At 55.8% G+C, this 17,191-nt stretch carries 30 protein-coding genes; 14 read left to right on the top strand and 16 right to left on the bottom strand.

Annotated elements, in window-relative coordinates:
* Window positions 1–7 precede the first annotated feature (7 nt).
* From ligA to nadE, 3 genes are read left to right on the top strand one after another with little or no spacing between them, the layout of a single operon-like run.
* Entirely contained in the window at window positions 8–2,104 is a 2,097-nt protein-coding gene (gene ligA, locus AC6I1V_RS01835; RefSeq protein ID WP_497736818.1) for an NAD-dependent DNA ligase LigA, read from the top strand.
* A gap of 16 nt (window positions 2,105–2,120) precedes the next feature.
* The gene (gene dapB / locus AC6I1V_RS01840; protein WP_337430596.1) at window positions 2,121–2,912 is read left to right on the top strand and encodes a 4-hydroxy-tetrahydrodipicolinate reductase; all 792 of its coding nucleotides are present in this window, start codon (window positions 2,121–2,123) and stop codon (window positions 2,910–2,912) included.
* Window positions 2,912–3,754 carry an NAD(+) synthase gene (gene nadE / locus AC6I1V_RS01845; RefSeq protein WP_302552608.1) on the top strand — a complete coding sequence of 281 codons (843 nt, stop codon included), beginning with the start codon at window positions 2,912–2,914 and terminating at the stop codon, window positions 3,752–3,754. Before dapB ends, nadE begins: the two co-directional genes overlap by 1 nt.
* A 79-nt stretch (window positions 3,755–3,833) precedes the next feature.
* Here the strand turns inward: nadE and hypB are convergent, their stop codons facing one another.
* Together hypB and AC6I1V_RS01855 are read right to left on the bottom strand one after the other, a co-directional pair.
* Window positions 3,834–4,493 (bottom strand): hydrogenase nickel incorporation protein HypB, encoded by a 660-nt coding sequence (hypB, locus tag AC6I1V_RS01850; RefSeq protein ID WP_308772328.1) that lies wholly within the window; start codon window positions 4,491–4,493, stop codon window positions 3,834–3,836.
* 11 nt (window positions 4,494–4,504) lie between these two features.
* On the bottom strand, window positions 4,505–4,858 hold the full coding sequence (locus AC6I1V_RS01855; RefSeq protein ID WP_009378575.1) for a hydrogenase maturation nickel metallochaperone HypA/HybF: 354 nt from the start codon (window positions 4,856–4,858) through the stop codon (window positions 4,505–4,507).
* A gap of 190 nt (window positions 4,859–5,048) precedes the next feature.
* Between AC6I1V_RS01855 and AC6I1V_RS01860 the strand changes: the two genes are divergently transcribed.
* Complete coding sequence (locus tag AC6I1V_RS01860; RefSeq protein WP_482333809.1) at window positions 5,049–5,273, top strand: amidohydrolase family protein; 225 nt, start codon at window positions 5,049–5,051, stop codon at window positions 5,271–5,273.
* Between the two features lie 36 nt (window positions 5,274–5,309).
* On the opposite strand, the gene AC6I1V_RS01865 is transcribed toward AC6I1V_RS01860, so the two are convergent.
* From AC6I1V_RS01865 to AC6I1V_RS01930, 14 genes are all read right to left on the bottom strand, one after another.
* Entirely contained in the window at window positions 5,310–6,404 is a 1,095-nt protein-coding gene (locus AC6I1V_RS01865; RefSeq protein ID WP_482333811.1) for a tyrosine-type recombinase/integrase, read from the bottom strand.
* A 35-nt stretch (window positions 6,405–6,439) separates the two neighbouring features.
* Window positions 6,440–6,742, bottom strand: a complete 303-nt coding sequence (locus AC6I1V_RS01870) for a hypothetical protein (RefSeq protein ID WP_308770984.1) — start codon at window positions 6,740–6,742, stop codon at window positions 6,440–6,442.
* Complete coding sequence (locus AC6I1V_RS01875; protein ID WP_308770983.1) at window positions 6,724–6,987, bottom strand: hypothetical protein; 264 nt, start codon at window positions 6,985–6,987, stop codon at window positions 6,724–6,726. The genes AC6I1V_RS01870 and AC6I1V_RS01875 overlap by 19 nt, the downstream gene beginning before the upstream one ends.
* Entirely contained in the window at window positions 6,972–7,310 is a 339-nt protein-coding gene (locus AC6I1V_RS01880; protein ID WP_482333813.1) for a hypothetical protein, read from the bottom strand. Before AC6I1V_RS01880 ends, AC6I1V_RS01875 begins: the two co-directional genes overlap by 16 nt.
* 209 nt (window positions 7,311–7,519) lie before the next feature.
* Complete coding sequence (locus AC6I1V_RS01885; protein WP_308770981.1) at window positions 7,520–7,702, bottom strand: hypothetical protein; 183 nt, start codon at window positions 7,700–7,702, stop codon at window positions 7,520–7,522.
* Window positions 7,699–8,172, bottom strand: coding sequence for a hypothetical protein (locus AC6I1V_RS01890; protein ID WP_308770980.1), 474 nt, complete (start codon window positions 8,170–8,172; stop codon window positions 7,699–7,701). Before AC6I1V_RS01890 ends, AC6I1V_RS01885 begins: the two co-directional genes overlap by 4 nt.
* 85 nt (window positions 8,173–8,257) lie before the next feature.
* The gene (locus tag AC6I1V_RS01895) at window positions 8,258–9,274 is read right to left on the bottom strand and encodes a hypothetical protein (protein ID WP_482333816.1); all 1,017 of its coding nucleotides are present in this window, start codon (window positions 9,272–9,274) and stop codon (window positions 8,258–8,260) included.
* Window positions 9,275–9,277: 3 nt separating this feature from the next.
* The gene (locus tag AC6I1V_RS01900) at window positions 9,278–10,078 is read right to left on the bottom strand and encodes a RecB family exonuclease (protein WP_482333818.1); all 801 of its coding nucleotides are present in this window, start codon (window positions 10,076–10,078) and stop codon (window positions 9,278–9,280) included.
* Window positions 10,075–10,215 (bottom strand): hypothetical protein, encoded by a 141-nt coding sequence (locus AC6I1V_RS01905; protein WP_497736819.1) that lies wholly within the window; start codon window positions 10,213–10,215, stop codon window positions 10,075–10,077. The genes AC6I1V_RS01900 and AC6I1V_RS01905 overlap by 4 nt, the downstream gene beginning before the upstream one ends.
* Window positions 10,212–10,508: a hypothetical protein gene (locus AC6I1V_RS01910; RefSeq protein WP_497736820.1), complete on the bottom strand. Its 297-nt coding sequence runs from the start codon at window positions 10,506–10,508 to the stop codon at window positions 10,212–10,214. Before AC6I1V_RS01910 ends, AC6I1V_RS01905 begins: the two co-directional genes overlap by 4 nt.
* Before the next feature lie 88 nt (window positions 10,509–10,596).
* Window positions 10,597–10,836 (bottom strand): hypothetical protein, encoded by a 240-nt coding sequence (locus tag AC6I1V_RS01915; RefSeq protein WP_497736821.1) that lies wholly within the window; start codon window positions 10,834–10,836, stop codon window positions 10,597–10,599.
* Window positions 10,837–11,197: 361 nt separating this feature from the next.
* Window positions 11,198–11,533 carry a hypothetical protein gene (locus AC6I1V_RS01920; RefSeq protein WP_497736822.1) on the bottom strand — a complete coding sequence of 112 codons (336 nt, stop codon included), beginning with the start codon at window positions 11,531–11,533 and terminating at the stop codon, window positions 11,198–11,200.
* Entirely contained in the window at window positions 11,530–12,207 is a 678-nt protein-coding gene (locus AC6I1V_RS01925) for a hypothetical protein (protein WP_497736823.1), read from the bottom strand. The genes AC6I1V_RS01920 and AC6I1V_RS01925 overlap by 4 nt, the downstream gene beginning before the upstream one ends.
* Window positions 12,208–12,327: 120 nt before the next feature.
* On the bottom strand, window positions 12,328–12,711 hold the full coding sequence (locus AC6I1V_RS01930) for a helix-turn-helix domain-containing protein (protein WP_288707007.1): 384 nt from the start codon (window positions 12,709–12,711) through the stop codon (window positions 12,328–12,330).
* A gap of 246 nt (window positions 12,712–12,957) precedes the next feature.
* Between AC6I1V_RS01930 and AC6I1V_RS01935 the strand changes: the two genes are divergently transcribed.
* The 10 genes from AC6I1V_RS01935 (at window position 12,958) to AC6I1V_RS01980 (ending at window position 17,190) form a co-directional block, all read left to right on the top strand.
* Entirely contained in the window at window positions 12,958–13,104 is a 147-nt protein-coding gene (locus tag AC6I1V_RS01935) for a hypothetical protein (RefSeq protein ID WP_486855020.1), read from the top strand.
* A gap of 192 nt (window positions 13,105–13,296) precedes the next feature.
* Window positions 13,297–13,749, top strand: coding sequence for a phage regulatory CII family protein (locus tag AC6I1V_RS01940; protein ID WP_308770971.1), 453 nt, complete (start codon window positions 13,297–13,299; stop codon window positions 13,747–13,749).
* Entirely contained in the window at window positions 13,746–14,036 is a 291-nt protein-coding gene (locus AC6I1V_RS01945; protein ID WP_486855021.1) for a DUF4258 domain-containing protein, read from the top strand. Before AC6I1V_RS01940 ends, AC6I1V_RS01945 begins: the two co-directional genes overlap by 4 nt.
* The gene (locus AC6I1V_RS01950) at window positions 14,027–14,515 is read left to right on the top strand and encodes a DNA N-6-adenine-methyltransferase (RefSeq protein ID WP_482334641.1); all 489 of its coding nucleotides are present in this window, start codon (window positions 14,027–14,029) and stop codon (window positions 14,513–14,515) included. Before AC6I1V_RS01945 ends, AC6I1V_RS01950 begins: the two co-directional genes overlap by 10 nt.
* On the top strand, window positions 14,515–15,516 hold the full coding sequence (locus AC6I1V_RS01955; protein ID WP_486855023.1) for a hypothetical protein: 1,002 nt from the start codon (window positions 14,515–14,517) through the stop codon (window positions 15,514–15,516). The genes AC6I1V_RS01950 and AC6I1V_RS01955 overlap by 1 nt, the downstream gene beginning before the upstream one ends.
* A complete protein-coding gene (locus AC6I1V_RS01960; RefSeq protein ID WP_489501938.1) occupies window positions 15,485–15,820 on the top strand; it encodes an inverted formin-2 in 336 nt (111 codons plus the stop codon). Before AC6I1V_RS01955 ends, AC6I1V_RS01960 begins: the two co-directional genes overlap by 32 nt.
* A complete protein-coding gene (locus AC6I1V_RS01965) occupies window positions 15,817–16,245 on the top strand; it encodes a PDDEXK family nuclease (protein ID WP_482334647.1) in 429 nt (142 codons plus the stop codon). The genes AC6I1V_RS01960 and AC6I1V_RS01965 overlap by 4 nt, the downstream gene beginning before the upstream one ends.
* The gene (locus AC6I1V_RS01970) at window positions 16,242–16,514 is read left to right on the top strand and encodes a hypothetical protein (protein WP_482334649.1); all 273 of its coding nucleotides are present in this window, start codon (window positions 16,242–16,244) and stop codon (window positions 16,512–16,514) included. The genes AC6I1V_RS01965 and AC6I1V_RS01970 overlap by 4 nt, the downstream gene beginning before the upstream one ends.
* The gene (locus AC6I1V_RS01975; RefSeq protein WP_482334651.1) at window positions 16,514–16,816 is read left to right on the top strand and encodes a hypothetical protein; all 303 of its coding nucleotides are present in this window, start codon (window positions 16,514–16,516) and stop codon (window positions 16,814–16,816) included. The genes AC6I1V_RS01970 and AC6I1V_RS01975 overlap by 1 nt, the downstream gene beginning before the upstream one ends.
* Window positions 16,816–17,190 (top strand): RNA helicase, encoded by a 375-nt coding sequence (locus tag AC6I1V_RS01980; RefSeq protein WP_489501937.1) that lies wholly within the window; start codon window positions 16,816–16,818, stop codon window positions 17,188–17,190. Before AC6I1V_RS01975 ends, AC6I1V_RS01980 begins: the two co-directional genes overlap by 1 nt.
* Window position 17,191 lies beyond the last annotated feature (1 nt).

A 17,191-nucleotide genomic window follows, 5' to 3' on the forward strand; every position in this document is an offset into this window, starting at 1 on the left:
TGAAGCCATGAATCAAGGGACGCTCCAAGCCCTGTTGGTCGAGGATGCCGATAAAAAACGTCTGGAAGAGCTCCGTTCGTTCGTGAGCTACCATAACTATCGGTATCATACGCTTGATGCGCCTGAAATTACCGATGACGAGTACAATGCCGCCTTTCAGGAGCTCTTGAAGCTGGAAGAGCGCCATCCTGAATGGCGATCGCCCGATTCCCCGACAAACAGGATCGGTGGGCAAGTGTTGTCGTCGCTGGAAACCAAGGCCCATACGCGGCGGATGTACAGCCTGGACAACGTGTTCGATACGGAGGAGTGGCAAGGGTTTCTCAAGCGTCTGGACAATGCTCAGGAGGGGCTTGAGCATGCCTTTTGGTGTGATCCGAAGATGGATGGCCTTGCCCTTGAGCTTGTGTATGAGAATGGGCGTTTTGTCGAAGCCCTGACGCGCGGGGACGGCGAGGTTGGCGAACTTGTGACGGAGGCCATGCGGACGGTGCGCAACTTGCCCAAAGTGCTGCACGGCGATGCCCCGGAGCGTTTGGAAGTGCGGGGGGAAGTCATTTTCCGCAGGAAGGATTTCGCCTTGCTCAATGAGCGGCTGCGGAAGGAACACCTCAAGACATTTGCCAATCCGCGCAATGCTGCGGCTGGCTCCATACGACAGTTGGATACCTCGGTTACAGCCTCCCGGCCCCTTCGTTTTTTGGCGTATGGGTTTGGGGACGTTCGATTCGGCGGGGTACAGCCGTGGAATACGTATGCGGAGGTTATGGAGCGGCTCCGTAGCTTCGGGTTCGAGACGCCGCCGGGAGGGCGCCTCTGCCGGGGGGCCGAAGAAGTGGAAGCCTACTACGCGTCGTTGAGCGAAAAACGGGAGTCGTTGGCATACGAGATCGACGGCGTGGTTATGAAGCTCAATGATCTTGAGGCGCAGGAGGCATTGGGCTATACGGCGCGGGCTCCGCGATTCGCCGTTGCATGGAAATTCCCGGCGCAGCAGGCAACAACCCTGTTGCTGGATATTACCGTTCAGGTGGGGAGGACAGGGGTTTTAACCCCCGTGGCCGAATTGGAGCCGGTGAACGTCGGGGGTGTGCTCGTCAGCCGGGCAACCCTCCATAATGAGGATGAAATCCGCAATAGGGACGTCAGAATCGGCGATCGTGTGGTGGTTCAGCGCGCCGGGGATGTCATCCCTGAAGTGGTGCGGGCCGTACTCTCGGAACGTGCCCCGGATTCGCAGCCTTTTGTGTTCCCCCATGTATGCCCGTCCTGCGGTCAGGCCGCGTCCCGTTTGGAAGGGGAAGTGGCTTGGCGGTGCGTGAATGTTTCCTGCCCCGCCATGATCCGGCAATCATTGGCGCATTTCGTCTCCAAGGCCGGTCTTGATATCGAAGGGCTCGGCCAGCGCTGGATCGAACTGCTTGTCGCATCAGGACGGGTCAAAACCCCTGCGGATCTCTTTACGCTCAGAGTTGACGAGCTCTTGCATTATGAACGGATGGGTGTAAAACTCGCCACCAAGTTTGTGAATTCGTTGGATCGGGCTAAGAAGGAAGCGACGTTGCAGCGTCTTCTTTGCGCGCTCGGCATCAGGCATGTGGGTGAGCAGACGGCAAAAACATTGGCGGCGGCGTATGCCGATATGGATGCGTTGCGGTCGGCAAGCCCAGAAGCATTGCAGGAGCTGCCTGACATCGGCCCGGAAGTGGCGAGTTCCATCAAGGCGTTTTTTGACGATGAGCCCAATGTGGCTTTATTGGCGCGGCTGCGGGAGCTTGGGTTGTGGCCTGTGCGTCAGGAGGCGGCTGTGGCTTCCGTACCCGCGGGGCCGCTCGCCGGGCGGAAGATCCTCTTTACGGGGGCGTTGTCCATGCCTCGCTCAAAGGCGCAGCAGATGGCGGAAAATGCCGGTGCGGAAATTGCGGGCAGCGTTTCCCGTAAACTGGATCTGCTGGTCGTTGGGGAGGATCCGGGTTCCAAACGTGAAAAGGCTCAGGCATTAGGTATCCGTATTGTGGACGAAGCCGGTTTTCTGGCATTGTTGCAGGCGGACAATGGGGTGGCGGCGTCTTCGTCTGAAAGCGCGGCACAGGATTCTGAATAAGGGAGTAGGTGAGGATATGAGTCTTTCTGTTGTCGTGATGGGCGCTTCCGGGCGCATGGGGACGACCATTGCCAATCTTGCGAAAGAGCAGGGCATGACGCTTGCGGCCGTACTGGAACGCCCTGACAAGCTGGATGCATTGGCTCATTGGGGATGTCTCGCCGGAACGGATCCCGAAGTCGTGTACCCGCAGGTTCCCGGGGCTGTCGTAATCGATTTTACGGCACCGGAAGCAAGCCTTGCCAATGCCCGGTGCGCCGTCAAGAACGGCAATCCCATCGTCATCGGGACGACGGGTTTCACCCCGGATCAAAAGGCGGAGCTGGATGCGATCGCCCAAAACGGTCGGGTGTTCTGGTCTCCAAACATGAGCGTCGGGGTCAATGTCCTTTTGGAACTGTTGCCTGAACTCGTGCAGATGCTTGGCCCGGACTATGATTTGGAAATGGTCGAACTGCATCACAACCGCAAGAAGGATTCCCCCAGCGGCACGGCTTTGCGCCTGGCCGAATCTTTGGCTTCGGCCAGGGATTGGGAGCTTAAGGATGTTGCCTGCTACCACCGTGAAGGTATTATTGGAGAGCGCCCCAAGAAGGAAATCGGCGTTCAGGCCATTCGCGGCGGCGATGTGGTCGGCGTGCATACCGTCTATTTCATGGGCCCCGGAGAACGCATCGAGGTGACTCACCACGCACATTCGCGGGAAAACTTCGCGCAGGGTGCGCTGCGTGCCGCAAGCTGGCTGCCGGGGCAGCCGGGCGGCAAGGTATACGCCATGGGCGATATCTTAAAGTCGAGGTTGAAATAATGTCGAGCATTCCTGCCAAGGATTGGAAATCAGTCTGGGGGCTGCTGACATCCGGCATCCGCGAGCATGTTCGGAAGAACGGCTTTACGGATGTCGTCCTCGGCCTTTCCGGGGGGATGGATTCCGCACTTGTCGCGGCGCTTGCCGTCGATGCGTTGGGCAAGGGCCACGTACATGGCGTGATGATGCCGTCCCCGTGGTCGAGTGAGGGAAGCATCACCGATTCCGAGGCGCTGGCCGCCAATCTGGGGATGGAAACATTCACGGTTCCGATTTCGCCGATGATGGATGCCTTTGAAAAAGCGCTTGCCCCTGCCTTTGCTGGAAGGGAAAGGGATGTCACTGAAGAGAATATCCAGTCCCGTATCCGCGGCGTGATCACGATGTCGTTTTCCAACAAATTTCACTGGATGCTTTTGGCTACGGGGAATAAGTCCGAAGTGGCCGCCGGGTATTGCACAATGTATGGGGATACCTGCGGCGGTCTGGCACCCATTGCCGACTTGTATAAGACGGAAGTGTACCAGCTCGCGCAATGGTTCAACGAGCGCGAGGGGATGTGCGCCATTCCCCAGAGCATCTTCGATAAGGCGCCGTCGGCGGAGTTGCGCCCGGGCCAGAAGGATCAGGATTCTTTGCCTGAGTACGATGTGTTGGATTCGATCCTTCATGCGTTGATTGAAGAATCGAAGCGGGCTGAGGATATTGAGTTGCCCGGCGTCACGCCTGAGGATGTCAACCGTGTGCAAGCCCTTATGCGCAGGAGCGCGTTCAAGCGCCTCCAGTTGCCCCCGCTGTTGCCTGTCGGGAACCATGCTTTTGGCGTACATGTCCATATGTAACGCATAATCGTTGATACAAAAAAAGCCTCTCAAAATATGGGAGGCTTTTTTTGATCTTGACGATTCCCAAAGGGGATACTCAAGCATTCTTTTTGGCTTTCGCCGCTTGGCGCAGCCACGAGTACCATTTTTCGAGCCCTTCACCTGTACGGCAGGAAACCTCAAAGAGGGCCAGATCCGCATTAAGATGGCGGGCATGGCGGGCGGCAACCTCTACATCGAAATCCACATAGGGCAGAAGATCGATTTTGTTGAGGATCATCGCGCTGGCGCGGTTGAAAAGGAGAGGGTATTTTTCAGGCTTGTCGTCGCCTTCGGTCACGCTGAGCAGGGCGATTTTGGCGTCTTCACCGCAATCGAATTCGACGGGGCAAACGAGATTCCCCACGTTTTCGATGAACAGGATATCGATCTCGTTCAGATCGAAAGCCCCCAGAGCTTCCATAACAAGGTTGCTGTCGAGGTGGCAGCCGCCGTCCGTATTGATCTGCACGGCTTTGGCTCCGGTGGCGGCGACACGGCGTGCGTCATTGTCCGTTTGGAGGTCGCCTTCAATAACGGCCATGCGAAATTCGGAAGCCAAATCCGTAAGCGTGCGCTCCAGCAGGGAGGTCTTGCCCGCACCGGGAGAGCTGATGAGATTCAGGGCAAGGATGCCGTGTTTGGCGAACTGATCTTTCAGGCTTGCCGCCAACTTTCCGTTGGCTTCAAGAACATTACGAATGACAGGTATTTCCACAATAAGCTCCTTTATTCCGCCTCGATATGTTGAACGTACAGTTCGCGGCCCGTTTCCATTGAATGTCCGTATTGCTCGCCGCAGGCTGGACACGGTGCAAAGAAGTGCTCTCCTTTGACGGCCGGGAAGGTATGTCCGCATTGGGAACACTTGAGAGTGATGGGAACCTCTTCGGTTTCCAGCACGGCGCCCTCGAAATCCGTTCCCGCCGTAAGCGCCTCAAAGGCAAAGGAAAGCGCTTCCGGGACGATGTTGGACAATGCGCCATACCGTACCCGTACCAGCAGGAGGCGATGGACGTCGTGCTTTTCCATCTCTTCGCGAACAATGGATAACAGGCTTGTAACGACAGACATTTCGTGCATGGCAGAACTTCTTTGGTTGGTTCCTGACAAGGTTCGGCAGCTTTCGGACAAGCGCACAGGAAAGGAGTGTAGGCGAAAAAGGGTGGTGAGTCCAGCCGGACGGAGGATAAGGGGAGACTGGCTTGACCGTTGTTCCGAGCGGGCGTAGGTCACATGAAACGCCACTAGGCAGTATTCTTTTGAGGAGGGCATGATGCAAAAGATCGACGCACATGCGCATGTGGGATATTTCGGCGGATGGGCTGATGTCGGGTATACGGATGAGCAGATGGTCGCCGAGATGGATCGGTACGGTATCGAAAAGTCTGTGGTGAGCTATATGGACAACACGGTAGTGGAGCGGGCCGTGGGACGTTTCCCGGATCGTTTTGTCGGGATTACGTGGGCCAATCCCTACGACGGGGATAAGATGTAAAAATAGTATAGCTAAAAATATATTATTTAAAATATGTTATTGGATGTTGGAATCTGTATTCCTGATTTGCCACATACTTTCTGCCACATATTTCGGTTCGGGGATGGCCTCCATAGTGGCAACTTTTTGTGAGTTGAGCACATGCTGATAATGCTTTAAAATCATAGTCAAACTTGTGTGTCCCATGAGTTTTGCAACCGTTCCTATGTCTGCACCGGCGGCGATTGCTTCGGTGGCGAAGGCATGCCGTAAATCATATGGACGTATATTTCTGGCTATTCCGGCTCGTCTCAGGGCCGCTTTCCATCCTCTTTGTATGCTTTTGATAGGTTTCCCCATAAAATGGATGACATACTCAGCCCCCTGTGCTCTGTCCATATCACGCCACGACTGCAACTCCTTTATCAACGCTTTTCTGATCGGAATATCTCTGATCGGCTCAGCTCTGTTTTTCTTTGCCGCACGCAGATGAATCACACTATTCTCAATATCTACATCCACCCATTTCAGGTCGAAAAGCTCAGATGGACCTACTCTGATGCCCATTTGCGATCCGAGTACGATAACACGCCGAACATGTTCGCTGGCATGAGCAAAAATCAGTGTGATTTCATGTTGAGTCGGCGGAATAAAATGCTCGTACTCCACATGTGGTAGTTGGGGGAGTTGCGGTATCTCTATGATGAGTTTATTTTGATGTGCCCACCTGAGCACGGAAACGACTTGACACATATAGCGTTTAAGGGTTGCCGTCTTGATTCCACGCGATAGAAGATGCTCAACAAGATTTTTGAGTTTAACCCTGTCCACATTTCGAAGTGGTGTATTTCCAAGAAACAGGACGGAGGGTTTCATGTTTAGCAAGTGCCTGCTCAACGCCCTTTCTGAAAAGCGTCTTTCTTTTAGGAACAGGTAATACGCGGATTCAAAGGTATGCTCCACCTGCGGCGCTTCCGTTGCCTCTCGCCGAAAGAGATCCCGTTCATATTTGAGCTGATACTTTTTAAGTGCATCCTGTTTTTTTGCTTCTTCCTCCGTTTCGACGTACAGTGATTCACGCTTGAGCGTGAAGGGGTTGTTCCAGTACACTTCCCACGGCTTTCTGCGGCCTTTCCTCTGTCTGATGGCCATACTGAATAGCTCCTGAGCAAAGGGGCCGCCAGCCACTACTGGACGGCCCCCATATTGAATTCTGCGAAAAGTTCCTCTGCGGATTTTCCGATGACGCACCCTGTTGTTTTGAGTGATCGTCGGCGCTTGGGAACTCCTGCCTTTGCCTGAGCCTCAGCATGTAATGTGTCGATCACCGTCATAACGGCGCGCCGTGACCAGCGCAAGGTTTTGCGCTCCTTGCCCCACGGAAGGCTCACAGGCTGTACGCCACGGGACAGCAGGATTGCCCGCGCCCTCTCTTCTCCAATGTTCATGACGGAAGCGACTTGTTTTGTTGTCAGCAGTTCCGGTTCCATGCTGTTCTCCTACACCGTCTTACGGGGGCTTTCCCTCTTTGGGCTATGGCTTCCAATCTGCCGATGATGAAACGGATTAACGCCCTGTTTTCGCTGCGCTCTTTGTGGAGTTTTTTGATCTCCACGCACAATCTGAAAACGACGGCGGACGGCCCCATCCCATCAAAGGCGCGGGAGTCTCCGAGCATGTCGCCGATGGCGGCGGAACGGATGTAGTCGAGTTCTTCGGTCATTGGTTCGGGCATTCTTCCATCTCCTGTTCAACGGCGATACGGGCTCTTTTCAGACGGCACCATCTGCACGAAAATGCGCTTTCCTCGTCTTCGATAAAGTAGGAGTAGGGGCAATCATGAAGTCCAGCATTTTCGGGAAGAGGACAAGGCTCTTTCAGTGTAAGTTTTTCCGCCACTCTCGCCTCGAACTCGGCGGCGTCTTCGAAATCTGAATGGATGTCGAAGCACTCTTCTCCATGCTCACACTTCATAGTGCACCAGAGCCAAGTACAGCCGCACTGAGGAACCTTTGCCTTTGCTTTATCGAACCATTCTTTTTCCTGTTTCGTCAGCATACTTTCTCCCTGCGCGTTGTTGTCCGGCCGCGCCCCCGGACGGCGGCTATTTCTTCTCCCGCCGATGGTGGCAAAAGGGGCATTCCCTGAGCTTGCTGACGGTGCCGCAGACGGGGCAAGCCTTGGGAGACAGTCCGTCGCTGAGGCGGGCCATTTTGCAGGCGCCGTTTATCTGAGCGAAGTTTTTTTGTTTGCGTGGTTTCGGGGCTTCATCCGGCATGGCGTTCCGCTTCCTTGTTGATGGCTTCAAGCGCGGTGCAAACGAGATGTGCCAGACCTGAGAAGGCATCGTCCTGAAGGTTCAGTTCGGGGAAGAACTCCACGTCGATGCTGAGGGTATTTTCCTTTGGCGTTTCGGAAATGGTGATGGTGGCGCGGCGGGTATCCATCATTGTTCCTCCGAGGTCACGTCGATTACGTCGTCATCATCGGGGGAGCTGGGCGAGACGGAGACGGGCTTTTCAAGAAAGGAGCCCTGCCGTTCCTCGGCGGTCATGGGGCGGCGCAGGACTTCACGGTAAGGTTCTGCGGATTCAACCCATACCATTTCGCACTTGTCCCAATCCTTCAGGAGATCGCAGTGAGCCTCCCGTTCTTCCTTGCCGTCGCGGTAGCGTTTTGAGGCGGTTTGGGCGATTTTCTCCTGCGTTTCGATGAGGCGCTTGTAGTGCTTGCGTTCGGCATCAAGCGCGGCCTCGTATTCCTCGATTTTCGCGAGGGCATCGGCCATTTCCTGTCCGTATTCCAGCCGTTCGGCGTCTGTCAGCGGTTCGGAGATGGTGATGGTTTCCTCGCGCACATAGGTCATATTCGGGCCGATGGGGCGGGCATTGGTGGCGATGATGGCTATTTCTTGGCTCATGGGTTCTCCTTTGGGCCGGGTATGAAGCCCCCGGCGGGGCTTTTATGGTGACGCCCCGGAAGGAAGGTGCGGGGCGGTTGGGGGCTTACTCGGCCCACGCCGGGCATCCGGTGCGCTGTTCGCAGTCGGAGCACGTCCAGTCGCTGACCTGCGTTTCCGTTTTCGGGCAGGTGAGCATATTGGCGGCGGGGGCGGGCTGCGCTTCCGGCTGCGCGGGGGCTTCCGGGGCGTCCTGTTGCGCACCGTTCCGCATGGCTTCGGCGGCAAGCTGCCTGACCTTCTCGCACTGCGCCGTGTTCCAGTTGCGGGCGTAGGCGTTGACCAGCTTTTCGACGTCCTCAAGAGGGTTGCCCGTGGCCAGCCATGCGTCGGCGGCTTCCCTGCGTCGGGCTTCCATTTCGGCGTTGGTGGGGCGGCTACGCTTGGACGGGGTGTCCTTATCCTGCGCTTCTTCCTTCATTTCCTGCACGGATACGCGATATGTCCCGTCTTCGGCGGGTTCGAGATCATACGTATCCTGCACTTCTTCGGCGGTCTTCAAGCCCATGGCGATTTCCGGGGCATAGGCCCGGACGAACCACGACGCAGCCCGGTAACGGAGCATCAGTTCCGGCATGGACTGCCACTTGCTCCCGCTCTTGCCGTACCAGCCTTCCTTTTTGGCCAGTCCGATGGTGATGAGCGGGCCGGCCAGCTTTTCCCCCGTAGCGAGTTCGGTAGCCACGGCGCGGCATCCCCATTCATCCTTGCCTTCCTCGCCCTGAAATTCGTAGCGGATGGACGTAAACCGCCCGCACTGGTTGAGGGTGGCGATCAGGAATTGTGCGGACCACGCCGGGCGTCCATACACGATATAGAGGTTCTGGCAGACCATGAGCGGGTTGGCCCCCATGCGCAGGGCCATGTCCACGGCGATCACGCAGTTGGGGAGGTTCCCTTGGAACTGCTGCGGCACGATGTTGGAGGCCGCAAACAGTTTGGCCGTGCGCTGGATGAGGTCGAAACCGCCCACCGTATCGAAGCCCGCCTTGATGGAAGGATCGAGGGGCGGCGTGGGCTTCTTCAATTCGGAAAGCGTGGTTGTCTGTGGCTGTTGGCTCATGGGTTATCGTCTCCATTTGCAGATGTTGAAGATGGGGCAGTATTTTTTCCCGCATCCGTTGGATCGGGGGTTGCCGTAAAAGTTGCCGCTGTGGATGAGGGTTGCGGCCATTTCGAGAAGGCCGGGGAAATCCTCGCCGCCTATGAGAAGCTCACGCCCGCCGGAGATTGTCCCTGTGGCTGCGCGCTGGCCCCTTTCCGTCTTTGCGGCCTGCAGCCCGATGATCTGGGCCGGGGCTTTGATGCAAATGCCCGTGCTGTGTTCGGCCAGCAGTTCGTAGACGGCGAGTTGGGCGGCATGCCCTTGCGTCTTGCAGGTTCCGTCCGAGCCGACGGCGGATTTCCCGGTTTTGATGTCGGCAATTCCGTACCCCTCCTCCGTCCGTCTCACGCGATCCACCGTTCCCGTCAGGGCGATGCCAAGATCCGCGATCTCCAGCCGTTCGCAGGCGGCCTCGACCGCCGCGTAGGTTTGCCGGGGCGCGATGGTGGAGCAGTACAGACGGTGCAGGGAGAGGGCGATGCGTTCGGCTTCCGTGGGCTGGAGGTCGTCCCAAAGGACTTCTTCATCCGGCTTGTGGATGGCGTCTACAGCGGCGCCCGCCGCTTCGTCCGGGGTGATGCCCGTTCCATTCATGCGCGAAGTATCGAACAGGGCGGTGCTGGCATGGACGGCGGTTCCAAGCCGTGCGGAACCGCTGGAAGGCGTCCGCAGCCCGCGGATGTTTTGGGCTTCCCACCGGGCCGGGCATTCAAACAGTCCGGCGAGGCTGGAAGCGCGGATCATGATGGGGGCGGTGGTCATCGTATTGACTCCGTGTGCATGGAATTAAGCTGCCGGAAAAGTTCCTCGTCTTGGGCTTCAAAGTACCCCGTGATCAGGAAGCAGAAGACGAGCAGGGTGACGCGCCACGCGACGGGGTGTTCTTCAATCCACTTCATGCCGCGTCCCTCTTGCGCTCGGCCTCGACAACCGCGTCGAGCTTGGCGGACACGGCATTGATGGCGATGTCGAGAAGTCCGCGGACTGTGGCGGGGTCGAACGTGACGATGTAGTCGCGGACATTCTCGTAGGTGCAGCGGGCGAGTTCGTTGCCTTCGATGTCGTTCACGAATCCGAGGCCCTGCGGTTCAAAGATTGGAGTGATACAGCAGCGGGCCTCTGTACGGAGGAGCACCAGCCGGGACAGCTCCGCTTCAAGTTCGCGGGCGGTCATCTTGTCCAAATCCTTCATAGTTCCTTTCTCCTGCATTGATGTTCGGATTGGCGTCCCAATCCCGTTTCCAACCCGGATTTTCCGGGCTGGTGCGGGGCTGGGCGCTTTACCAAGCGCGGTGCAGCGTTGCGGGGAAGTCGATGCCGGGAAGAACGCCGAAGTCTTCGGGCTCGTTGTTGAGCCAGTCTTCAAGCAGCCCCTTGGGGCGATACTCGGAAGCCTTGACCACCTTTCCGCCGTGCTCGTTGGCGAACTCCTGCGCCTCTTCGAGAGAGTCGCATTCGTCCACGGTGTCCCTCCCGTCGAAGGGGGAAGTTCCGATTACGAGGTAGGGGGCGGTGGGCATGGCGTTCTCCTTTGGTGTTCCGTTCGTTGTGAAGAGATAATTACAAAAGTAAACATTAGTGTCAATAAAAATGTTGCTAAAAGTAAACACTCGGCATAAAATTTTTTAGATGAAAGGGATTAAAAAAATACCGCCGACACCATGAAGGCATCGGCGGTCACGCCCGGCGGGGCACAAAAAAGCCCCTCATGGGGAGGGGCGGGAATGGGACTGTATGGAACATATTGAATTTGTATTGTCTCTATCGATATTAGCCAATATTATATTGGTCTTATTGATCAGAGATGAGGTAAAGTCTTATATATTTTTTATATTATGTATAATTATTTTTATTTTATATTTATAATGTGGTGTGCAATTATTATCCATTGGATATTGCCTTGAATATATTGCATATCCACAGCCATATATTCTTTCGGACTTCATCAGGCATAATACCTATTGCAATTGGGGCAATGAGAAGCCAGTTCTTTTTTATGTAAGGAAAAAATCCACTTTCTTTGGATTTATAACTTTGAAGAGCGTTTTCTATACCCTCTTCTATTATTTTATGGATATATTCATCAAGTGGTATTGATATTTTGGTATGTTCTGGGTCGAACGGTATTATATAGCCAGAGGGTGGAGCAGTTGAATTTGGAGGGGTAAAAGGTGTAACTGCTTGTTGATTGCTTTTTGATACTTTACGCCTAGTCATGAAATATCCTTAATCATGCTAGATTTTTTTATACATGGAAAAGCATTTTTTATAAAAATATCTATATCAGATTCTGTAATTTTTTTTCTTTTTTGGGGTATATTAATATCTCTTATTATTAATATACCATTTTGGGATGGTTTGGTATTTAATATACCTTGAGAAATAGAATTAAGCTCTACAATATTAATATCTTCATATTTATTGTAGCGTATATATGATAGAGTTATATTGTTTATATTTGATATATTTTCTTTAAAAAAAGATTTTTTGATTAAATCATCCTGATTATCTGTAACTATAAAAGTATTATTCACAATTCCAACTCTACTGCATATATTGTCTTCAGATGTACAAAATGACACAATAGGTTTAACTGTTGCAGCGAAAAAACCAATACAATCATCATAGTCTTTATCATCGTATATGCCATTAAGAGAGTATTCTATTTTATCCTTATGTACTGTTATAGTTTGTTGATTAAAAACTAATGAAAATAATGGTAAATTTGGAGTAGGAACTCCTTGAGGAAATTGTATATTAGGAAATGTTTGCTTATTAGCTTTGTCGAATCCATATACTAATTTTCTAATTTCTTTTTCCGTATCTGCAATATCAACAAATTCTGTACGAAGAAAAAAAGCAAAAAAAAGCTGAGTAAGCTTTATATCCATTACTATACTCCTTGTATACGTGTTTACTGCTTCGGCGGGAATTTCATCTATACTCAACATAGATGATCACACACCCGGAAGGCCGCTGTTCGCGCCTTATCTCGCGGAGGTGGGGGCGGTCTACGCGCTCTTTTCCTTGGATTCTTCATTCAGAGTAAGTTGAGCTGGACGTATAATGTCTTTTAGAACTTCAACTTGAGCCTTTAGGGCATCTCGCTCCTTTTCGGCAGAATGTAGGTCGTTTAACAGTGCTTCAATTTTTTCTTCGAGTTGTCTTACTTCATCTCTTTTTTGATTTTCACCGGGGAAGACTATTTCTACTGAAAAGAATTCAAAGATTTTTGCGAGCGCATCAAAACGCGGAGCTCGTCCCTCTTCAGCAAACCAGCGAGTAATAGTAGAGGGATTTGTCTCCAGTTTTTCCGCAAGACTTCGAATACTTCCATTTTTTTGGATGATTTCCTTCGTACGGCGCATCGTCGATTCAAAAAGAGATTCTTTCATGGCTATTTCATATCATACGGTTACAATTGTATCTATTTCTTTTGGGAATCAATTTTAGAATTGTATTGATTATTTTGATTACTTTTGTAATTATCAGGTCTATGAAAACACGAATCGTTTCCGAACTCACCGAATTCATCCGCTCTACCGGATGTTCGGTTCGTAGGCTTTGCCTAGAGGCAGGCGTTTCTCCAGCCACGGTGTCTCATGTGCTCACGGGGAGGAGGCAAGATATGCATTCAAGTAATGCCGATGCGTTACGTGCAGCTATGCGCCGTCTATCTTCCCCCAATACTCCCAGCGAACCCGAAGAGGCCCACCATGCTGACTAATCTTTTGATTGCCATCGGTGTCGTGGTCGTCGTGGCGTTCGTCTTCTCTCCGGCGGGATAGCCCCGCCATGTACCGCCGGACCACGGCCTCCGGCGTCGGGTACTCCGTGACGCGGTACGCCCGCCAGTGTGGGCGCGGTTGACTAGGGATCAGGATTCGGACGCGCCAGACCGGGCCGCGCCGGGTGATGAGCAGGTGGATCTTTTCCATGCCGCCACTGGAACACGGCGGCCGACAGGAAGGAATTGCAAAATGAATAAACTGTTACAGGCCGTCGCAGCCAAGACGTACCAGCTTTGCCGGACGTATCCCGGCGGCATCCGGGCCATGTTCGCGGGGATGCGGGAGCGGCATGGGTTGTCCGAGTCATCCGTCTACGCCGATTTGAACCCGAACAACGGGCAATCCACGCTTCGGGTGTGGGAACTGGTCAGGGTAATGGAAGCGACCGGCGAGCATGGGCCGCTCCGGGAGCTTGCCAACTGGTTCGGGTACTCGTTGGCGTCCGCCGCCGATGAGGAGCCGGACGCCCCGACGCTCGAAGCCGAGGCGCTGCAGGACTACCCGCCGCTGGTGGCCTTCCATGAAGGCTGCAAGTTCTACCGACAAGGCAGGATCACGCTCGCGCAGCTCGACGAACTCAAAGACAGGGCGTTCAAGGAAGTCCGGGAAACCTTCTGCCGGACGGTCAAGGGGGACGAATGAACCTCACCTTTTCCGCCCACGCGCTCGACCGTTGCCTTGAGCGGGGCATCTCCCTCCAGCTTGTGGCCGATGCCCTTTTTTCGGGATGCTTGGAACGCTGCGGCGACCGCTATGTCGTGATTCATGGACGGCTCAAAGTCGTAGCTGAAAGGCAGGGCGACGCTTGCGTCATTGTGACGGCCTACCGCGCCGCCGAAGCCAACAAAAAGCGCATGGCCCGGCAACGCCGCCGGCAAGTCCGCAGGTTCCAGCGCGCGAGCCGGAAGGAGAGCGGGATATGGTGGTAGCCTCGGCCCTTTTTTCGAGCGTCAGGGACGACTGGCCGACGCCGTGGGAGTTCTTCCGTAATCTTGATCTGGAGTTCGATTTCACGCTGGACGTATGCGCCGTGCCGTGGTCGGCGAAGGTCTGGCGGTACTGCGTGCCGCCCCACGCGCCGCGGGTTTTGGGGGAAGCGACGTTCCGCCGCCTGTTCCCAGACGCCCTTGTGGACGGCCTCGCGCACTCGTGGGCCGGGGAACGCTGCTACATGAACCCGCCCTACGGCCGCGAGATCGGCGCATGGGTCGAGAAGGCCCGCCGGGAAGCGGAACGTGGCGCGCTGGTCGTCGGGCTCCTCCCGGCGCGTACCGATACGGCGTGGTTCCACGAGCACGTCTGCCGGGCCGCAGCCGAAATCCGGTTTTTAAAGGGACGCTTGAAGTTTGAAGGGGCGGCGGCTTCCGCGCCGTTCCCGTCCATGATCGCCGTATGGGGGAGGATGTGATGGAGTGGTTCCGATGGTTTGAGGGGTCGACGACAGACCCCAAGTTTGCGGTTGTGGCGCGGCGCTCAGGGCAGCCCGTCGCCTTTGTCATTGCGGTATGGGCGCAAATCCTTGAGCGCGCCAGCGCATCGAAGGAACGCGGGTGCATCGACGGGTATGACTGCGAGGGGGCGGACGTTTCCCTGGGCCTTCCCGACGGTGCGGCGTGTGCCATTGTACAGGCGCTTAAGGATAAGGGGCTGATCGACGAGTACCGCGTGTGCAAATGGGAGCAGCGTCAGCCGAAACGGGAACGGGACCCAGAGCCCTCTGGAAGCTCCACAGGGCGCGTCAGGGAGCACAGGGCGAAGAAACAGAAAGAAACGGATGGAAACGGCGCGCAACGCGACGAAACGCCATGTAACGCCATGAAACGGCCTGTAACAACCAGAAACAGCCTAGAAGAGATAAGAGGAGAAGGGAAGAAAGAAGAGAGAAAGACAGATGCTTCGCATCTTGCGCAGAGCGATGCTGGCGCATCCTCCGCGCATCCGCCGGCGGAGCAGGAGGGGCCCGTCGCATTCATCCCCCTTGCCGACGGCTCGGAATATCCCGTTCCCGTCTCTCTGGCCTGTGAATACGCCGTCGCCTATCCCGGCGTGAACGTCATGGGGGAATTCGGGAAAGCCCGTGCGTGGTGCCTGAGCAATCCCCGCCAGCGGAAGACGAAGAACGGCATCCGGCGTTTTCTCAACGGCTGGATGGACAAGGCGCAGAACAACGCCGTCAGGTCCAGCCCCGCCGTGGGATTAAGCCGTCCCATGACGGCGAGGCAGGTGGAAGCGGCGGAACGCGGCGATTTTGCGGAACAGGTTTTGAAACTCGACGAGGTGTACAGAAATGGCGAGCTTGCAGCTTTTGGCTCTGGAACTCAGCAAGGCGTTCGTGCTCTATCGGCAGCCGAGGCCCGCGCAGGCGGAATTCGAGCTGTTGGTCAGGACTTGGGGCGACGTGCTGGCTGACGTGGGCGATGCGGAGTTCATCGAGGGCATACGCCGGGTTGAGGCCAAATTGAGCTTCTTCCCCGTTCCTGCCGACGTGATGCGACAGGTGGAAGAGGCCAGGAAGCGGGTGGCGGCCGTGAACCGCGAAGCCTTGCCGGAAAATGCGTTGACGTTCGATGAGCGGTGCGAACTCGGTACCGACTGGTGCGCGAAGATCCTTGCCAACATGCGCGGCAAAATGGATGCCCGGATGCAGGGGCGTCCCGACACGCCGCTCGATGAGCAGCTTGCAGGGCTTCGGGAGATGGGGGTGGAGCAGTGAGCCCCGAAGAGTACCGGGAATTTCTCAAGGCGGTAAAGCCCGGTCCCAGCCCGTTGCCCAAGTCTCAGCTTTCCGGCAAGGCCCGCCTTCCCCGGAATGGCCGCACGTACCGGACCGACGCCATGAACCAGACCGAGGCCCGCTATGCCGGGTATCTGGACGGGATGAAGCACACGGGCGAGGTCGTCGCGTGGGCGTATGAGGCTATGAAGCTGCGGCTTGCGGACAAGACGTTCTACACGCCGGATTTCGTCGTGATCCGGGCTGACGGGGGCATCGAGCTGCATGAGGTCAAGGGGCATTGGGAAGACGACGCCCGCGTGAAAATCAAGGTCGCCGCAACGCAGCATCCGTGGTTCCGGTTCCTCGCTGTGAAGGCAGGGAAGACAGGGTGGCAGTATGAAACGTTTGGAGGTGGGGCATGAGCACGGCCGTACAGGTTGAGATCGTCATTCCCGAAAGCATGGGCAAGATCGAGGCGCTGGCGAAGGTGTCCGCCGTCCTCGATCAAGTCATCGCAAGACGGTTGAGGTGGTGGAATGCGTCGCGTGGGGAGATCGCCGTGTTTGGGCCGCACATCGGGGACAACCCCGGAAAGCCGTACCGAACGCTGGTGTATCGCATTGCCCGTGACATGGGCGGCTATTCGCTGTGCAACGTCTGGAACCTGAGCGCATACCGGATCACGGCCTAATGGCGTGGCGGAAGGCAGGGGAAATCGTGGATACGCTGGAAGCGGAGTTGATTCTTGGCAAGGGCAGTGTGCAGGCTGGACATGGCCTGATAACGGCGTTGGCAAAGCGCATGGGCGAGGCGCGGGGAAAGCATCCTGTTTTCGCGGAGGGCAGATACCACGCGCTTGGCGTCATCGGGGAGGAGTACAGGGAGCTTGTACATGCCGTTGAGCATGAGTCCCCGGAGCGTATCCGCGATGAGGCCCTCGACGTAGCGGTGACGGCCCTGCGGCTCTGGCTTGGGGAGCACGAGGAGGCGTAATGAGCGAGACGTGGGTCAGTCGTGAGGAGCTGGCCGAAGCCATCGGTGACGACGGCGCGGATCTCTTATGCAGGGCCGTGGGCGGGGTATCCACGTACATTCCCCGCAAGCCCGTTGCGGGTTCCCCGCTTTCCGCCGTCATCGGGCCGGAGCGCATGGAAAGGCTCTGCGCAGCCTTCGGGGGGCTCCGGGTGACGCTTCCGAACAGGCGCAAGGGCGAGCCGTTCAAGGACAGGATCGTCCGCATGTTGGAAACCGGGAAGTCGCCGGGACGCATCGCCCTCGAACTCGGCGTAACGGAACGCTATGTGCGCATCCTCGCCCGGCAGGTAAAGGAACAGCCCAAGCCGCAGGTGCAGCTCAGGCTGTGGTGAA

It is taken from the genome of Bilophila sp. T19-St14 (genome assembly GCF_059728385.1).

Coding starts and splice junctions, on each gene's coding strand:
- ligA (WP_497736818.1), top strand. CDS start 8: ATGAATCAAGGGACGCTCCAAGCCCTGTTGGTCGAGGATGCCGATAAA.
- dapB (WP_337430596.1), top strand. CDS start 2,121: ATGAGTCTTTCTGTTGTCGTGATGGGCGCTTCCGGGCGCATGGGGACG.
- nadE (WP_302552608.1), top strand. CDS start 2,912: ATGTCGAGCATTCCTGCCAAGGATTGGAAATCAGTCTGGGGGCTGCTG.
- AC6I1V_RS01855 (WP_009378575.1), bottom strand. CDS start 4,858: ATGCACGAAATGTCTGTCGTTACAAGCCTGTTATCCATTGTTCGCGAA.
- AC6I1V_RS01860 (WP_482333809.1), top strand. CDS start 5,049: ATGATGCAAAAGATCGACGCACATGCGCATGTGGGATATTTCGGCGGA.
- AC6I1V_RS01865 (WP_482333811.1), bottom strand. CDS start 6,404: ATGGCCATCAGACAGAGGAAAGGCCGCAGAAAGCCGTGGGAAGTGTAC.
- AC6I1V_RS01870 (WP_308770984.1), bottom strand. CDS start 6,742: ATGGAACCGGAACTGCTGACAACAAAACAAGTCGCTTCCGTCATGAAC.
- AC6I1V_RS01875 (WP_308770983.1), bottom strand. CDS start 6,987: ATGCCCGAACCAATGACCGAAGAACTCGACTACATCCGTTCCGCCGCC.
- AC6I1V_RS01880 (WP_482333813.1), bottom strand. CDS start 7,310: ATGCTGACGAAACAGGAAAAAGAATGGTTCGATAAAGCAAAGGCAAAG.
- AC6I1V_RS01885 (WP_308770981.1), bottom strand. CDS start 7,702: ATGATGGATACCCGCCGCGCCACCATCACCATTTCCGAAACGCCAAAG.
- AC6I1V_RS01890 (WP_308770980.1), bottom strand. CDS start 8,172: ATGAGCCAAGAAATAGCCATCATCGCCACCAATGCCCGCCCCATCGGC.
- AC6I1V_RS01895 (WP_482333816.1), bottom strand. CDS start 9,274: ATGAGCCAACAGCCACAGACAACCACGCTTTCCGAATTGAAGAAGCCC.
- AC6I1V_RS01900 (WP_482333818.1), bottom strand. CDS start 10,078: ATGACCACCGCCCCCATCATGATCCGCGCTTCCAGCCTCGCCGGACTG.
- AC6I1V_RS01905 (WP_497736819.1), bottom strand. CDS start 10,215: ATGAAGTGGATTGAAGAACACCCCGTCGCGTGGCGCGTCACCCTGCTC.
- AC6I1V_RS01910 (WP_497736820.1), bottom strand. CDS start 10,508: ATGAAGGATTTGGACAAGATGACCGCCCGCGAACTTGAAGCGGAGCTG.
- AC6I1V_RS01915 (WP_497736821.1), bottom strand. CDS start 10,836: ATGCCCACCGCCCCCTACCTCGTAATCGGAACTTCCCCCTTCGACGGG.
- AC6I1V_RS01920 (WP_497736822.1), bottom strand. CDS start 11,533: ATGACTAGGCGTAAAGTATCAAAAAGCAATCAACAAGCAGTTACACCT.
- AC6I1V_RS01925 (WP_497736823.1), bottom strand. CDS start 12,207: ATGGATATAAAGCTTACTCAGCTTTTTTTTGCTTTTTTTCTTCGTACA.
- AC6I1V_RS01930 (WP_288707007.1), bottom strand. CDS start 12,711: ATGAAAGAATCTCTTTTTGAATCGACGATGCGCCGTACGAAGGAAATC.
- AC6I1V_RS01935 (WP_486855020.1), top strand. CDS start 12,958: ATGCCGATGCGTTACGTGCAGCTATGCGCCGTCTATCTTCCCCCAATA.
- AC6I1V_RS01940 (WP_308770971.1), top strand. CDS start 13,297: ATGAATAAACTGTTACAGGCCGTCGCAGCCAAGACGTACCAGCTTTGC.
- AC6I1V_RS01945 (WP_486855021.1), top strand. CDS start 13,746: ATGAACCTCACCTTTTCCGCCCACGCGCTCGACCGTTGCCTTGAGCGG.
- AC6I1V_RS01950 (WP_482334641.1), top strand. CDS start 14,027: ATGGTGGTAGCCTCGGCCCTTTTTTCGAGCGTCAGGGACGACTGGCCG.
- AC6I1V_RS01955 (WP_486855023.1), top strand. CDS start 14,515: ATGGAGTGGTTCCGATGGTTTGAGGGGTCGACGACAGACCCCAAGTTT.
- AC6I1V_RS01970 (WP_482334649.1), top strand. CDS start 16,242: ATGAGCACGGCCGTACAGGTTGAGATCGTCATTCCCGAAAGCATGGGC.
- AC6I1V_RS01975 (WP_482334651.1), top strand. CDS start 16,514: ATGGCGTGGCGGAAGGCAGGGGAAATCGTGGATACGCTGGAAGCGGAG.
- AC6I1V_RS01980 (WP_489501937.1), top strand. CDS start 16,816: ATGAGCGAGACGTGGGTCAGTCGTGAGGAGCTGGCCGAAGCCATCGGT.